14 protein-coding genes and 1 tRNA gene are annotated in these 15,959 nt (G+C 59.6%); 4 read left to right on the forward strand and 11 right to left on the reverse strand.

Annotated features, from left to right (window positions below):
• Nucleotides 1-59: 59 nt before the first annotated feature.
• The gene (locus AC1RTP_RS22980; RefSeq protein WP_498610845.1) at nt 60-1,031 is read left to right on the forward strand and encodes a hypothetical protein; all 972 of its coding nucleotides are present in this window, start codon (nt 60-62) and stop codon (nt 1,029-1,031) included.
• Here the strand turns inward: AC1RTP_RS22980 and AC1RTP_RS22985 are convergent.
• A complete protein-coding gene (locus AC1RTP_RS22985; protein ID WP_498610847.1) occupies nt 1,028-2,446 on the reverse strand; it encodes a sulfatase family protein in 1,419 nt (472 codons plus the stop codon). The genes AC1RTP_RS22980 and AC1RTP_RS22985 overlap by 4 nt on opposite strands.
• 189 nt (nt 2,447-2,635) lie before the next feature.
• On the opposite strand from AC1RTP_RS22985, the gene AC1RTP_RS22990 reads away from it, so the two are divergent.
• Nucleotides 2,636-3,322 (forward strand): hemerythrin domain-containing protein, encoded by a 687-nt coding sequence (locus AC1RTP_RS22990; protein ID WP_498610849.1) that lies wholly within the window; start codon nt 2,636-2,638, stop codon nt 3,320-3,322.
• Here AC1RTP_RS22990 and AC1RTP_RS22995 read toward each other — a convergent pair whose 3' ends face one another.
• Both AC1RTP_RS22995 and AC1RTP_RS23000 read right to left on the reverse strand, forming a co-directional pair.
• On the reverse strand, nt 3,323-4,657 hold the full coding sequence (locus tag AC1RTP_RS22995; protein ID WP_498610851.1) for a GAF domain-containing protein: 1,335 nt from the start codon (nt 4,655-4,657) through the stop codon (nt 3,323-3,325).
• A complete protein-coding gene (locus AC1RTP_RS23000; RefSeq protein WP_498610853.1) occupies nt 4,654-5,142 on the reverse strand; it encodes a hypothetical protein in 489 nt (162 codons plus the stop codon). The genes AC1RTP_RS22995 and AC1RTP_RS23000 overlap by 4 nt, the downstream gene beginning before the upstream one ends.
• Nucleotides 5,143-5,212: 70 nt before the next feature.
• Here AC1RTP_RS23000 and AC1RTP_RS23005 point away from each other — a divergent pair.
• Both AC1RTP_RS23005 and AC1RTP_RS23010 read left to right on the forward strand, forming a co-directional pair.
• Nucleotides 5,213-5,288 (forward strand) — tRNA-Phe (locus tag AC1RTP_RS23005).
• A gap of 146 nt (nt 5,289-5,434) precedes the next feature.
• Nucleotides 5,435-6,850, forward strand: coding sequence for a mannose-1-phosphate guanylyltransferase/mannose-6-phosphate isomerase (locus tag AC1RTP_RS23010; protein WP_498610855.1), 1,416 nt, complete (start codon nt 5,435-5,437; stop codon nt 6,848-6,850).
• Nucleotides 6,851-6,866: 16 nt separating this feature from the next.
• Here AC1RTP_RS23010 and AC1RTP_RS23015 read toward each other — a convergent pair whose 3' ends face one another.
• From AC1RTP_RS23015 to AC1RTP_RS23050, 8 genes are read right to left on the reverse strand one after another with little or no spacing between them, the layout of a single operon-like run.
• Nucleotides 6,867-8,792, reverse strand: a complete 1,926-nt coding sequence (locus AC1RTP_RS23015; RefSeq protein WP_498610857.1) for an acyltransferase family protein — start codon at nt 8,790-8,792, stop codon at nt 6,867-6,869.
• A 9-nt stretch (nt 8,793-8,801) separates the two neighbouring features.
• Complete coding sequence (locus AC1RTP_RS23020) at nt 8,802-9,692, reverse strand: GDP-mannose 4,6-dehydratase (protein WP_498610858.1); 891 nt, start codon at nt 9,690-9,692, stop codon at nt 8,802-8,804.
• A 10-nt stretch (nt 9,693-9,702) separates the two neighbouring features.
• On the reverse strand, nt 9,703-10,749 hold the full coding sequence (gene gmd / locus AC1RTP_RS23025) for a GDP-mannose 4,6-dehydratase (protein ID WP_498610860.1): 1,047 nt from the start codon (nt 10,747-10,749) through the stop codon (nt 9,703-9,705).
• A 22-nt stretch (nt 10,750-10,771) separates the two neighbouring features.
• The gene (locus AC1RTP_RS23030) at nt 10,772-11,548 is read right to left on the reverse strand and encodes a PIG-L deacetylase family protein (RefSeq protein ID WP_498610862.1); all 777 of its coding nucleotides are present in this window, start codon (nt 11,546-11,548) and stop codon (nt 10,772-10,774) included.
• Nucleotides 11,538-12,392 (reverse strand): GNAT family N-acetyltransferase, encoded by an 855-nt coding sequence (locus tag AC1RTP_RS23035; protein ID WP_498610863.1) that lies wholly within the window; start codon nt 12,390-12,392, stop codon nt 11,538-11,540. Before AC1RTP_RS23035 ends, AC1RTP_RS23030 begins: the two co-directional genes overlap by 11 nt.
• On the reverse strand, nt 12,389-12,769 hold the full coding sequence (locus AC1RTP_RS23040) for a GtrA family protein (protein ID WP_498610865.1): 381 nt from the start codon (nt 12,767-12,769) through the stop codon (nt 12,389-12,391). The genes AC1RTP_RS23035 and AC1RTP_RS23040 overlap by 4 nt, the downstream gene beginning before the upstream one ends.
• Complete coding sequence (locus tag AC1RTP_RS23045) at nt 12,766-13,767, reverse strand: glycosyltransferase family 2 protein (RefSeq protein ID WP_498610867.1); 1,002 nt, start codon at nt 13,765-13,767, stop codon at nt 12,766-12,768. The genes AC1RTP_RS23040 and AC1RTP_RS23045 overlap by 4 nt, the downstream gene beginning before the upstream one ends.
• 22 nt (nt 13,768-13,789) lie before the next feature.
• Nucleotides 13,790-15,958 carry a glycosyltransferase family 39 protein gene (locus AC1RTP_RS23050; protein ID WP_498610869.1) on the reverse strand — a complete coding sequence of 723 codons (2,169 nt, stop codon included), beginning with the start codon at nt 15,956-15,958 and terminating at the stop codon, nt 13,790-13,792.
• Between the last annotated feature and the right edge of the window lies 1 nt (nt 15,959).

A 15,959-nucleotide genomic window follows, 5' to 3' on the forward strand; every position in this document is an offset into this window, starting at 1 on the left:
ATTCAGGATGCATGGATTTAAAGAGAATGCCACAATCTGGAATTATGTGGAAAACGACTATGCTGCTTGTCACAGTCTTGTCGGTATCCACGGTGGAAGTCCCTACGGTGGAAGTCTCCAATACGCGCTCGCCGGTGGACAAGTCCTACCGCAAGATGCTGAAAGGCGTGGAACGATTCGGGCGCGAGCACGCGCTGGCGCCCAAGGCCACGTTGCGCTTCCGCCTCCTGCAGCGCCAACCGGGCACCGATATGCGCGGCATCAAGCTGAAGGTAGTGGGCGACACCACCGCCAAGCCGGTTGCGATAACGGCCGACAACGGCTTCACCCTCGATTTCGACGCGCAGCTATGGCGTGAAGATGCTGCGGTGCTGGCCAACCGCAAGACTTTGTCCATGACATGGCGTGCGGAGGTGCGCAGCCCCGGGGTGCCCGAAGGCATGCGCCGCCTGGGCGATTTGCGGCTCGAATGCCTGGTCGGCATGGAAGCGGGGCTGGTATCCAACAACGCCCACCTGTTCGCCTGGCTGGATGAGTACCTGCGCAGCCCGGACAAGGTGTGCGGCGACCCGCAAGGCAACTATATGTTCTTCGCCGAGCGCCCGCTGTTCTCCATCACGCTACAGGCGGGCGAGCGGCGCACCACCCTGCCCTTCCATGACCTGTATGCGGGCAATCCACCCGCCAGCGAAATGCCCTACTGCGATTGCCAGGTGCTGCTCGATCGCAGCTACTTCGCCCCGATATGGGACCGCAACTGGCCGGATGACGCACTGCTGAGTTTTGAATACATGGACGACCCGCCGTCCGCCAGCCCAGCCGCTCCGCGCGACCGCACGGCAGCATTGGCCGCCTTCGGCCCGCCGCAGCTCAGCAGGCGCTTCGACAGCGGCCGTGAAGTCTGGCTTTACCAGTCGACGCCACCGGGCCGCCCAGAACCCGGCCCCGACGGCCGCCCGCGCATGGGCGAGCACGTGCTGCTGTTTGACCCCGACGGCGCGACGCTGAAGACGCGCCAGCGCTCTCCCTAGTTCGCATTGGCGTTGGCGTCGGGGCTGTACTTGTCCGCCTGTACTCGACCGTTGGCACCATAGGTACGCACATCGGCGCTGATCGGCAGCATCCCGGCTTCCCAAACTTCCCACTGCGTGCGCAGCGCAGCCAGGCGCTCCGGCTCTCGCGCGGCCAGGTTGGCGCGCTCGCGCTGGTCCACGGCCAGGTTGAACAGGAATTCCTGGTTATGAATTTTCAGGTATTTCCAGTCGCCGTCGCGCAGGGCACGCTGGGCATTGGCCTTGTAGCGCCAATACAGGCTGCGCGGCTGTGCCACCTGTTCACCCTGCAGCACCGGCAGCAGGTTGATGCCATCGGGTGGATAGGCCGGATCGGGTGCCGTGCCGGCTGCCGCCAGAAGCGTGGGCAGCCAGTCCATGCTGATCGCCACTTGCTGGCTGACCTGCCCAGGCTTGATGCGGGCTGGCCAGCGCACAAGGCCAGGCACGCGGATACCCCCCTCCAGCAGCTCGGTCTTTTGCCCGCTGAAAGGCCAAGTGCGTGAGAATCGCTCGCCGCCGTTATCGCTGGTGAAGATGACGATGGTATTTTCGGCCAGGCCGCGCCGCTCCAGCGCCGCCAACACGCGGCCTATCGATGCGTCCAGCGCTTCCACCATGCGCCCGTAGGTTTCCAGGTTGCCGCCATCGTAATGGGAAATGGCGCTGATTGAGCGCGAGACTTCTTCGTCCTTCGGCCCCTCCCACGGCCAGTGTGGCGCGGTGTAATGCAGCGAAAGGAAGAAAGGTTTGCTGGGCTCTTGCTTGCCGATGTAAGCAGCGGCGCGGTCGCCCAGCAAGTCCGTGTAATAGCCAACCTGGCTCACAGGCACCTCGCCTTCGTACAGGTCTTCCTTGACGTTCGGACCGACACCCGGCTTGTGCGTGAAATAGTCGATGGCGCCGCCGTAATTTCCGAAGAAGCTGTCGTAGCCGCTTTTCAGCGGACCGAAAGCGGGCAGGTAACCGAGGTGCCATTTGCCAAATAAGGCGGTGCTGTAGCCGGCCTGTTTCAACAGCGAAGGCAGGGTCGGATGCTCGGGCGGCAGGCCGTGCTTGCCCGCGCCGGCAATCGGTTCTTCCAGCCCGCCGCGCAAGCGGTACTGGTAGCGGCCCGTGATCAGGCCAAAGCGCGTTGCAGAGCAAACAGCGGAATTGGAATAGGCTTGGGTCAAACGAATGCCCTGCTTCGCCAGTTTATCCAGGTGCGGCGTACGGTACTCAGTCTGGCCATACACGCTAAGGTCGCCCCATCCCATATCGTCTGCCAGGATGAAAAGGATGTTCGGCTTTACGGCGGCTTTCACTGCGGCGGCGCCCAGCACTGCGGCGGGCGCCAGCGCCAGCGTGGACAGGCCGCCGACGACTGCGCGACGTTTGTGGTTGATGCTCATATTGTTACCTCCATGCGCCGCATCATATGCAGCAACCCTTGCGCCAAGGAACGAAGCGTTTCTCATACCGTTATGAAGTTCGCCCGAATAACTTAAGAAGTTTTTAAGGTTTGCTGAGGGAGTTTTTAAGAACGCGATGATGTTTAAATGCCTACCATTCTCTTCGTACCAACCCGAGGATGAAGAGAAATGAGCAAACCACGAATCAATATGTATGCCGGCATCCATAAGGCGCTGCGCAACTTCATGAGCGACACGCTAGCGCGCCTGTCCCGAACCGATGCCGCCGACAACGAAGACCTGCACGGCGCCCTGGCGCAGGTGCGCGAGCTGCTGGCCCTGATGCGCAAGCACCTGGAACATGAGCGCGACTATGTACACCCTGCGATGCATGCGCGCCGTCCCGGCTCCGCGCAAGTGGCGGAGGGCGACCACGACCACCACGATTGGGCCATCGACAAGCTGCTGGCCCTGTGCGACCACTGCGGCACTGCCATCGGCGGCGCGCGCTTCCCTCACCTGGAACACCTGCACCTGCAAATGTCGGTCTTCGTCGGCGAAAACCTGGTGCATATGAACCTGGAGGAGACCGAACACAATGCCGTGCTGTGGGCCTGCTATACGGATCAGGAGCTCGAGTTGATCCACGAGCGCATCCTGGCCGTGATCCCGCCGGAGGAAATGCAGTCCACCATGCGCTGGATGATCCCTGCGCTGAACCCTGCCGAACGCGCCGGCATGATGCTTGGCATGCGCGCCGGCATGCCGCCGCCTGTGTTTGAAGGCGTGCTGGCCCTGGCCCGCAGCCTGCTCAGCGAGCGCGATGCGGCCAAGCTGGATGCCGCGCTGGCGGCACCGCCAGCCATGGCGGCATGATCAGGCTTCGGCCAGAAGCAAGGGGCGCTGGACGCAAAGACGGAAATGTCCGCGCCCCGTTTTCTCGATCCGCACCGGCGCCTCGCGTTCGTACAGGCGCCGCGCCAACAGCACCAGCCGCGCTTCCAGGTTGTCGCTGACATCAGGCAGGCGCACGCGCTGGTCCAGCCGCAGTTCGCGGTTGCTGAACGCCGTCTTGCCCTGCGCGACAAAGTCCTGCAGCAGCGCCCATAGCACGGCTCCCGCCACGCCCTTGATCATGTAGTCGTTGCCGAAGAAGATGGAATCATTGTCGGCAAAGTGGCGGACCGCGAGCGGTGCGCCTTGCACATCGGGCGCCGATGCCGGCTCCGGTTCCGGCTCGGGCGCCGGCACGTTTTGCAGGATATGCATGGCCATCGCCAGCTGGCCGCACAGCGTGACCAGCGCGTCTTCATCGTCGTAAGTGAAGCGCAGGTCTTGCGGGCTTTCCACGTACAGCACGCCGAGCAGGCGTTCGCAGCCCTGGATCGGCACCGCCAGCTGGCTGCGCGACTCGGCAAGGCCGGGGAACGGGATCTCGGTCTGCAAGGCCTGCGCCATCCCGCTCTCCTCCGCCTGTTGCCGGATTGCGCGGCTATAGCTGTACTCGGACGTCATATGGCTGATCCGGATCGCCGCGCCTTCACGCGCCGCCACGCCGATCACGCCCTGCCCTAACGGGATTTCCGAACCAACGCCCGACTGCTCGTACCCATGGCTGGCCACCGTGTACAGGCAGCCCGCCTGCGCGTCGTGCAGCAACAGCATGGCATGGCTGATGCCCATCTTCTCGTCCAGGCAAACCATGGTTTCGTCGAACAATTGGGCGAGATCGCGGCAAGCCAGCAAACGTTCGGAGCAAACGCGCAGCGCGGCCAGCGTATTGCGCGGCGGCGGCGGCGGCGGAGATACGTCGCGGTCGACGCACACGATTTCCGTCACACGGAACACGTCCGAACCTAGCAGGCGGAATACATTGGCCATACCCGCGTGCGACGCCAGGCCCGCCAGTTTGGCTTTCATGCTTTCGAAGAGCTGGCCGGAGGTTTCGGTGCGCAGGTATTGAAGCGCCAGCGAATACTGGGCGCCAGTGTGCGGATTGATCACCGTCAGCCGTGCGTTCGGATTGGCCAGGATGTTGGCGCGGGTCTTGTTGAAGAACTGGTAGGACAGCGCCACATGCTCGCGGTCCATATACTGCACCTGCGATAGATAGGACGCATTCGGCATCCCACTCAGGTCGGCCGTGCCCAGTACCGCCGGCACCATGCCCTCGAAACATTCGCGGATGGTGTCCAGGGTGACGGCGCTCATTCTCCGGCCTCCAGCTTCTTGCCGGCATTGGGTCCAGGCGTCTGGCTATATGCTTCGCTCGGGCAGAAAGTCAGTGCCACCAGTTCGTCCGGCGGACAAGAGAGCAGCGTGCGCACCATGGTTTCGTGGTGGCCCATCGCCCTGACCTCCGCCACAAAAGCATCCCGGTAGGCTTCGACCAATTGCGGATCGTCCGGCTGGAGGGCCGATACGCGGGCGTCCCGGCTCTTCAACTGCATGGTACGGTGGGTGGAGGGCTGGGTGAAGGCCACGGCAATGGCGCCGCTGGCAAAGATATCGCGCTGCACCGCCTGCGACTTCGCTTCCGGCACGAAGATTGTGACGCGCGTGCCATCGTCGCTGACACGGCAGCCGATGGCGCGCACCAGCTGCGGCATGCCATAGCGGTCGCAACTGGCGACACTGATCGATACGCCGCTGCGCATGAAGGCGATCTGACCGGAATCGAGGGATGGTGCACTCATGACAACATTCTATCGTACTGCGCCAGGCACTTGGCAAATGCAAAAACGGTCTGCTATAATTGCGCGCCTTGGCCTGGTAGCTCAGTTGGTAGAGCAGAGGATTGAAAATCCTTGTGTCGGTGGTTCGATTCCGCCCCGGGCCACCAAGAATAAAAAAAGAAAACGCCGATCCTTGTGGTCGGCGTTTTCTTTTTGTCTACATCCCATGCCTGTGCCGCACCTTGCGCCGCTCAGATAATTGAGAAAATGTTGTAGACTTCGCGGCTCAGCATTCAACCGTGAACCCTCAGGCATGAAAATTTACCCGATCATTTTGTCCGGCGGCGCCGGTACCCGCTTATGGCCCCTGTCGCGCGCAGCTTTGCCAAAGCAGTTGCTGCCCCTGGTCACTGACAAGACGATGCTGCAGGACACGGTGCTGCGCTTGGCGGGCCGCGAGGGCATGATGGCGCCGCTGGTGGTCTGCGGCAATGAGCACCGCTTCCTGGTTGCTGAGCAATTGCGTGAAATCGGCGTGGCGCCCCTGGGGATCTTGCTGGAGCCGGTGGCACGTAACACTGCCCCTGCCGTCGCCGCTGCAGCCCATTACGTGGCTGCAATCGATCCTGATGCGGTAATGCTGGTGCTGCCGGCCGATCATGTGATCGAGGATGTCGAATCCTTCTATGCCGCTGTCCGGCGCGCAGCGACGCAAGCGCAACAGGGAGCCCTGGCGACCTTCGGCATCGTGCCGACAGCGCCGGAAACGGGCTATGGCTATATCCAGAGCGGCGAAGCCCTGGCTGATGCAGGCTGCTTCAAGGTCGCAAAATTCGTTGAAAAGCCGAACCGCGAGACCGCGCAGAGCTTTATCAATTCCGGCAATTTCTTCTGGAACAGCGGCATGTTCCTGTTCCGCGCCGACGCCTACCTGAAAGAACTGGCGCAATTCCAGCCCGCAATGGCCAAGTCCAGCGAGGATGCAGTCGGCAAGGGCTACCGCGACCTGGACTTCTGCCGCCTGGATGAAGCCGCCTTCACGGCCTGCCCGTCCGATTCGATCGACTATGCTGTCATGGAACGGACCGCGCGAGCTGTCGTGGTACCGGCTTCGATCGGCTGGAATGACGTGGGATCCTGGACTGCCCTGGCCAATGTGCAGCAAGCCGATAGTCAAGGCAATGTGACGCGCGGCGACGTGTACACAGATGACACAAGGAATTGCCTGGTACGTGCTGAAGGGCGTATCGTGGCGGCGATCGGCGTGCAGGACCTGGTGATCGTGGAGACCGCCGATGCCGTGCTGGTCGCGCACAAGGACCAGGTGCAGCGCGTGAAGCAGGTCGTCGATCACCTGAAGTCCAGCAGCCGTACCGAGCACCTGCATCACACCAGGGTCTATCGCCCTTGGGGCAGCTACGAGGGCATCGATATCGGTGAGCGCTTCCAGGTCAAGCGCATTACCGTCAACCCTGGCGGCAAGCTGTCGCTGCAGATGCACCACCATCGCGCCGAGCACTGGGTGGTGGTATCGGGCACCGCGCGCGTAACCTGCGGCGAAAAGGAAATCCTGCTGACCGAGAACGAATCGACCTACATCCCGATCGGCATGACCCATCGCCTGGAAAACCCGGGCAAGCTGCCGCTGCACCTCATCGAAGTCCAGTCGGGCAGCTACCTCGGCGAGGATGATATCGTCCGTTTCGAGGATGTCTATCACCGCGGTTGAACGGTGGACAGGCGCTTTAAGGAGACAAAGGCGCCTTAAACTCCGGGAATCTGGATACCAGGTAGACAGATCCCGGAGCAGTCAAATGGGCATAGTCCCATGCGATCAAAGAGCTCCCCGCATCGCCAAGCCTCGTGAGACAGCCATCGCTATTGCATAAGGCATCTTTTGCAGAGATGTAGTGCACGTCGCTGTTCCTGAATTTCGAACTCAACTCCCTATCCGAGATCGAGAAGTTCTCGTTCAATCCTGAGGACATCCGTTCCGGAATCTTATGGGGGACATGGCTCCTGTAATAGGAATACAGTTGCTTCGGCAAGCCATCTTTCCATTGCGGGACCGGGCCGACGATCTCAATCTCCCGGATGCCATACCCCTTCAGCATGTCAATCGTCCTATCCAGGTTCGCCAGGTCGTAATTTGGCCAGACCGCAGAGAGAACAACCCGATCCGGATGGGTATCTTTGATCAGCTGAAGTACGTAATCGTTGATCTTCTTGCAATGAATCCGGCTCACGATTTCCAGGTCCACGATGGGCGGGCAGCCCGAGGCGTTCCTTTGAATGATGCTGTATTCATTCGAGTAGCGCTGCTTATAGCCCGGATACAGGTGGGCAGCGTGCGAATCGCCCCATAGGAAAATGGTTTTGCTATGCGTCGTTTCAGGGCGGCATTTCTCGAAAATCTTGTAGTCCTGGTCCGGATTCAAAAAGCAAGTCTCGTGCCGGTACGCAGCGTTGAAATCATACTTATAGGACATCAACTCGTTCACCACCGGCGGGAACCTGAAATCCAGGCCATTGCGCAAATAGGTGTAATACCCAGCAACGCCCGCCATGATCGCAAGCGAGCAAAGCACAGCGACTGTTTTCCATGTGCTTCGGCCGTAGCGGATGCGTTTCTCTACGAGGACATACGTCAGTGCTGCAAGGATGAAGCTCATCGCAACAGCCACCGCACGCAGGGCTGGCGACGGTGCAGCTGAATCAACGATGCGGGCAAATGACAGCAAGGGCCAATGCCAGAGGTAGAGCGGGTAGCTGATCAAGCCGACCCAAACAAATACCTTGCGCGACAACAGCAGACGATTCACCCACGCTTGTGGACCAGCAAAGATCAACAGCCCGGCACCCAACACAGGAGCGACGGCGCGCACGCCGGGATACAGCACCTTGGCATTGTAGGCCGCGATCGCATAGACGATCAGCAATATGCCGGCAATCGAGCAGATATTGGCGAACAAGGCTGGACGTTCCGGATCCGCTGCTGCCTTGCGAAGCAAGCCGGAACCACTAAGGTAAGCCAGTACAGAACCGACCATCAGCTCCCAGAAACGCATTTGCGGGGCGAAGAAAGTCTTTACCGCATCAGTGTGAATTCCTTTGACATTCAGTACGAACGAGACGATGCCAAGAGCAACAATACCAAGCAGGACCGAGATACTCCACCTTGTCTTCCACAAGATCCAGACAAACAGTGGATAAACCAGGTAAAACTGTTCCTCCACTGCGAGTGACCACAAATGCATCAGTGGCTTGAGTTCGGACGCAACGTCGAAATACCCCGCCTCTTTCCAGAGTACGAGATTCTCGACGAAGCCCATTCCCGCAGCAATATGCATGCCCAGCTGTTTGAACTCTTCGGGCAGCAGGATGACCCAGCCAGCTACGTAGCTGGCGCCTACCACCAGCAATAGCGCTGGAAAAATCCGCTTGACCCGGTGCGCGTAGAACTCTGCCAGAGAGAATTCATTGTGCGCCAAGCTTTTGAAAACAATCAGCGAGATGAGATATCCCGAGATGACAAAGAAAATATCAACCCCGACGAAACCACCGGGAGCGAAGCGTGGAAAGGCGTGATAGGCGACGACGGGAAGAATTGCAAGCGCACGAAGTCCATCAATATCAGCCCGATACTTCGGGTGAAAGTTCTTTTCGCTCATTCAGCGCGCTCAGCTTTCGTACATCCAGCGCAGCGTCTCCGCCAGCGGCCGCTGGTTCAATGGCCCGATCGCTGCCTGCAATTTGGCATTGCTGCCTACCAGGCGCGCCACTTCATTGCTGCGCACAAAGGCCGGATTGACGGACACATTAATCGTGTAGCCGGCAATTTCGGCCATCATATCGAGCGCTTCGCCGAGAGAATGCCCGATACCCGAACAGACGTTGAAGGTCTGGCCTGCAATCTGGCTGCCCGCCTCCAGCAATCTGGTGTAGCTATCGACCACCATGCGCACATCCGAGAAGTCGCGCCAGACATGCAGGTTGCCCAGTTCAATGTCGCGTGCGCCGCGGCGGAAGTGCGAGACGATTTTCGGCAGCAGGAAGTTCTCATGCTGGCCCACACCTGTGTAGTTAAACGGCCGCACCATCGTAATCGGCAAACGGTCCATCCACAGGCGCGCCATGTATTCCATCGAGAGCTTGCTGACTGCGTAATCGTTGGCCGGCGCCGGCGCCACGGTTTCACTGATCGGCTCGATATCGGTATTGCCGTAAATATTGGCGCTCGATGCCAGCAACACTGCGGAAGGCTTGCTCGAGAGCCCTGCCAACGCTTCCAGCAGGTTACGCGTGCCGACCACATTGGTGCGGTACATGGCCGCAATATCCGAATGCGCCACAAAGGCGATGGCCGCCAGGTGCACCACCACATCGGGCTGCACCTGCTCCACCATGCGCAGTACCGCATCGCGGTCGCCGAGGTCAACCGCAATCACATCCTGCTCATCCGCAGACGGCGACAAGGCTGTACCAAACACGCGATAGCCCGCGGCGCGCAACGATTGCGCGAGATAGTGGCCGGTAAAGCCATGGATGCCTGTAATCAGCGCGCGTTTCATGTCGACCAACTCAGAACGAGAAGCCGGCAGCGTTACGGCGCAGGTCTGCCTCCACCATCATCTGGCACAGCTCTTCCAGCGTGGTCTGCGGCTTCCAGCCCAGCTCGCGGGTAGCCTTGGCAGGATCACCGATCAGCAGCTCAACTTCGGCAGGACGGTAGAAGCGTGGGTTGACGCGCACCAGTTCTTTGCCGGTGCTGACGCAACGGCCAATCTCGTTCTCGGCTTCGCCCTTCCATTCAATCTGTACATCGATCGCCTTGAATGCCAGCGAAACGAAATCGCGCACGGTTTCGGTGCGGTTGGTCGCCAGGACGAAAGTGTCAGGCTGGCCAGCCTGCAGCATGCGCCACATGCCTTCCACATACTCTTTAGCGAAGCCCCAGTCGCGCTTGGCATCCATATTGCCCAGCTCCAGGACATCCTGCTGGCCCAGCTTGATCTTGGCCACCGAATCGGTGATCTTGCGGGTGACGAATTCGCGGCCGCGCAGCGGAGACTCGTGGTTGAACAGGATACCGCTGGAACCGAAGATGCCGTAAGACTCACGATAGTTCACCGTCATCCAGTGCGCGTACAGCTTGGCCACGCCATATGGGCTGCGCGGATAGAACGGCGTGTCTTCAACTTGCGGGATCGCCTGTACCTTGCCGAACATTTCCGAGGTCGACGCCTGGTAGAAGCGGATCTTCGGATTCACGATGCGGATCGCTTCCAGCAGATGGACTGGGCCGATGCCGGTAATGGCGGCAGTCGTGACCGGCTGGTCGAACGACACGCCGACAAAGCTCTGCGCTGCCAGGTTATAGATCTCGTCAAAATTGCCGGCTTGCAGCAGACGGATACTGGACCCCAGATCGGTCAAATCGTATTCGACCAGTTTCAGTTTTGGATGCGTTTCGATGCCAAGTTCGGCGATACGCCAGAAGTTCACCGAGCTGGTACGACGATAGGTACCGGTGACTTCATAGCCTTTTTCCAGCAGCAGTTGCGCCAGGTAAGCGCCATCCTGGCCAGTAATACCAGTGATCAAGGCTTTCTTTTCTACGGGTTTCATCTCTAATCCTTCAACAAAAATTTCATTCTTTCGCCATACTGCCGTTCACGAGTTCATTCATGCGCTGCCAACTGAAGAACTCTCGCTTCTCATAATAGAGAGCCCCTTGGTGGGGCCGGGATCTCAGGCGCTCCAGGCTGACTGCTTGCAACTGCTGGTAAGGCGACAACAGGTAACGCATTGCCACAAATGGGAACAGGCCGATCCAGGTCTTGCGCTGGGACGGATAGCTCAAGCAATAACGCAGGAAGCGCAGGCGGTTCTTGAACGATATCGCCTGCCTTTCGGCGAGACCATTCTCAGCTATTGGCTTTAAAACAGAAAAGAATGGACCCGGGCAGTTTTTCCCGTTGTAAAGCGAATATTGTAAGACTTCGGCTTGCCTGCCCAAGGTATAGCTCAGGCGGACCGTCACGGCGTGCAGGGCATCATGATCGTGATGTCCTCCCTCCCATGCCGTGACATAGATGCGCTCAATCGCATATTGGCCCAGGACGCCGCGCAAGTATTCCTCCACGGCGGGCATATGTTCAGGCAAGGCGGCGTCGCGTATCCCTAGCTGTTCGCCGGCAAACATGACGTTCTCTTCCTTCACATCCAATGCGGCCAGGACGCGCAAGGACTCGGCATTGCGCATCGCCGGGGTCACGCCGGGGCTGGCGCCGTCAGTCAGGTAAGCGCACAGCACCATGCGCCCATTCTGCCGCTCATTCAATATCTGCTGGAAGACACCGAATTCATCGTCCTGATGGGCAAACAGGAATAGCGCGACTGGCGGGGTTCCTGGATTAGTAGGCATCGAAATCCAGGAAGGAGAAAGCGACGCTGCCGGCCTCCAGCTTGGGCACCCGCCCGCTCAGGGAGCGGTAGATGAAGTTCAGTGGCGAAGGCTTGAGGCGGTTTGGAATTTCGATATATGCGCCGCGCCGAGGAACGTTGTTCGGCACCAGTCCCATAAACAGGCGCAAAGGCTGCATCATCGGCGGCGGATTCAATTCCAGCCCGTTGCCCTGGACTTGCGGAATTTCGGCGTATGCTGGCAGCCATGGCTTGACAGAAGGGGCGAAAAATTCCAGCGTTCTCTCGTTGCGGCGGGCGTAGATCGGGTTTTCCGGATTCGCGCAACGCCATTTCAGGCTGGCAGCGGAGTGCACGCGTTCAAATTGTCCGAGCGCTTGATCGGAAGGCGAGCGCAACACGCCGCCGACGCCAATTTGCGCCTTCAGTGGTTCGACCAGCTGGAAACCGAGCTTGCGAACAAAGCCTGGGGTACTGTTTGCGTTGGCCACGCCATACACGGCGTCGATGCCCATGTCGCGCGCCGCATCGTAGGTCATTTCCGCCAACTTGGTGAACAAGCCTTTGCCCTGGTAATTCGGATGGGTTGCCGTATTGAGCGACAAAGCCACGCGCACCACTTCACCGCCGATATTGGCCATGGCCGGAATCGTCACATAGTGGGCGGCCAGCACATCGCCATCCCAGGCGTCAAAGCCGATCACAGGCCCGTCCGGATTATCCTGGTACAGCCAGGTCAGGTAGGCATGGTTGTACTTGTCTGCGCCCGGGAAGCAGGCCTGGAACAGGCCCACATATTTCGCGATCGCTGCTGAATCGTGCTTGACTGGTGCATACGTGATCATTTGAAGACCCAATACTTGCTCAGGATGAAGCCGTTGACCGCAACCAGCGGCAAGGAAAAAATCTTACCCCAAATCACTCCTACCCCCAGCAGATTGTTGGAAACATAGATGCAAGCCATGGTGATCAGGTAATTGATGCCAACCACCATCAGGAAGCGGCAAACCTTCCAGAGCGATGGCTGGGATTTGAATGTCAGGTTCTGGTGGAAGAGATAGTTCACCAGCAGACCCGTCATGAAACCGCCCGCGACGGCCAGCGGCGCGGTGCAGCCGGCCACCAGCAAGGCCTTGAGCGTGCCAATGTCGACCACCGCCGACAGCAAGCCTCCGCCCACGAAGACAGAAAAATGGCGCAGGCGGGCCACGTTCATATTCATGCCTTCTCTCGCTTCAAGGCCGCGCCGCGGCCACGGCGGTGCCACGGCGTCTTCGGCACGGAGCTGATGTCAAAGGCCAGGAAAGCCAGGATCAGCTGCACGCCCATGAGCACGGGCAAGGCGGACAGCATGACGGTGCCAGCCGGTGTTACTGTGCCGTCGCGCGCAGCGGACACCCAGTGGCTCACACCATATATCGTGCCAAAGCCGAGCAGCAGAAGGCCGAGTGGAAGCTCGATGGAAGCAATCGACAGGTCGCGCAGATAGTAGTTATAGAAAATGCGCTTGCTGAAATTACGAATGTGCTTGGCCAGAAATTCACCAACGATCTTGGAGATCTTCAGGTTGCTGACCTCGTCGCCGTAGCTGGCATCCATCGGCACGTCCTGCACCACGGCGCGCAGGGTATTCAAGCGGAACAGGATGTCCGTCTCGAAGAAGTAGCGCTTGCTGATCTTGTCGAACGGAAGGTGGCTGGCCACGTCCACGTGGATGGCGGTATAGCCGTTGGTTGGATCGAACAAGTCCCAGTAGCCCGATGAAATCTTGGTCATGAACGACAGCACGGCATTGCCGAACAGGCGTATCGCCGGCATCGAGCGAATTTCCTCGAGATCATAGAAACGGTTGCCCTTGGTGTAGTCCGCTTCGCCGCGCAAGATCGGGCCAACGAAATCGGGCACCAGGGACGGATCCATCTGGCCATCGCCATCGATCTTGACGATCACGCCGGCACCATCGGCAACCGCCTGGCGGTAGCCGTGCATCACAGCACCGCCAACACCTTGGTTGACTTCATTACGCAACACTACGACGCGCGGATCGACATTGTTCTTCTCGATGAAGTCGCCCGAGCCATCCGGGCATTTGTCGTCCACTGCGTAAATACGCCAGACCTCGGGGCCGATCGCGGCGATCACACCCAGTACATGATTGGTGACCTTGTAGCAGGGGATCACGACGGCGATTTGTTTGGACTCGCTAAACATTCGTTTCATATTTTTCTTCTTCGACAAAAAGTCACTTCTGCAACCGTTCGATATTGACCTTGGCGATGGCCATGCCGAGGGTGCGGGCAGAATCCGCCGGCTTGTACACGCCGGACTCAAAAACCAATCGATCGCTTGGCTTGGCCAGGTTGACCTCCACAACGATATCTTTACCAGTGCCGGTCAGGAGCAAAGGGTAAGTCTTGCCGCCAGCCTGCAACTGCATCGGCGCACTCAGGTTTTCCGCCAGGCTCCAGCCGAAAAGGGAAATGCGCAATCTACCTTCGAGCAAGCGCGGCAGGACAATCTCCGCCTTTGGCTCGCTCGTCCATGCGCCCCACTCCTCGACCTGGTTAAAGCCGGTCAGCAAGGCGCCATTGGCAGGCGTCTGCGCCAATGGAACGCTCAATGCTTCGCCTTCAGCCATCACAGTCTTCGGCACGGCTTGGCGCGCCGCTGCGAGCAAGTGCGGGGTGATCTGCACAGGAGCAGCGCGCAGCGTAATGAGGCGCAATTTATCCAACGACATTGCCGCCGCGTAGTCAAACCGAAGTTTGTAGTCGCCATCGAGGACGACCCAGTCGGCTCCGGCAACATCTTCCGGCGTCACGATCGATCCGGCAGGTCGCGCAATGACTTTGGGCGCATTACCCAAGCCAAACAAGAAATAAGAAGCACGGCCATAGCGATCTTCCGTCACCACCACGCCGCGGCCAATCTGTTTATCACCCAGCAGCATGCCCAAGGAATGACCGCTATGGCTGGCTTCCATCGTCCCGTGCAGGTGGGAACCCAGCCAAGCGTAATTCTGCAGGCATGCCGCGCCGAGAATCAGGAGCAACTGCGCGGCCAGGATGCGCGGCTGCCACACTGGCTTGAATACCGACAGGGCCAAGCCGGCGATCACCGCGGCGACCAGCAATTTGGCAAGGTAAGGAACTGCCCCGCCATGAGACCATTGGTACCAGTTGTGCGGATTGAAGAACGCCATCAACAGCGGATGGTCCCACGGATAGATCTTGAACTTGGGCGCCACCGCCAGCAAGAACAGCGCGACTGCGCCTGCCAGCAGGGCGCTGCACAGTCTCCTCATTCGTGGCGACAACCGAGTGAGCGCGAAGAAATACACTGGCGGCAGCCAGATCAAGGCAGCGCTGAGGTAACGGCCATGCAAGCGCATGGTCTCGCTATCGCTGATCGCTGCAGCGCCGGCAGTAAACCAGGCCGTCATGGCGAGGTGGGAGCCCAGCATGACGAGAACGAAAATCGCCAATGCCGTCTGCAGCGGGGTCTCACTGCGCCGCTCGCGCAGGCAGGACCACACATGGCCGATGGACCAAGCCAGCGCAGGCGCAAAAATCAGGGCAACTACGACCAGGTTCGCCAACAGGTAATGCAGGGCGCTGACAACTTTGGTCAACAGCGATACCTGGACCGCCTGGTTTTGCAGATACTGGCCATAAAATTTCAGGCCCAGTGCGACCGTCGGATCAAGCGACCAGCGTCCAGTGCACGCGAAAGCAAGCAGGATTAAGGCGGCATAAGTCGAAGCCAGCATGACCAAGCAATTGCGCAGTACGGACGACAACTGGCGCGGTCCAACGCCGGCCAGCCACATCAGGCCTTGCGCGGCCACAGCCGCCATCAGCATCGCCACGGCATGCGGCTTGACCAGGATCGCCGCACCGAGCGCCGCGCCGGCGAGCAGGCTCGCGCGCAGCGGCTGGTCCGGATAGACGCGAACCAAGACAAATCCAAGGACTGCGGCCAGCAGCATCAAATCCACCTCCGGCATGACCGCGTAGAGATAGATGTGCGCCGGGAACAGCAGGCAGCACAGGACGCTCAGCATCATGCGCCGCTGGTCCAGCAGCGGACGCACCGCACCGCCGATCAGCCCCACCGCAGCCACGAACTCAATGGCGTGGACGACGCGGTACGACGTCAGGAAATGCTCGCCGAACAGCGCGGTGCCGGCATGGACGAGCGAGAAATACAGGAAATTCGACACCCGCTGCAGGCTCGGATCCAGCTGGTACAGGGTCTCGAGCTGGTGATTGAATTTTCCGCTGATGAAAAACGCGTATTCATCCGATGCAAAGATCGGCCCACCCACACCGGCGGCGAATATCACGAAGCAGGCGAATGCAACGAATATGACGGATGGTATCGATAAGTTGAATCGGTGAATGCTGGTCATC

Source organism: Pseudoduganella sp. GW821-FHT11H04 (genome assembly GCF_058807935.1).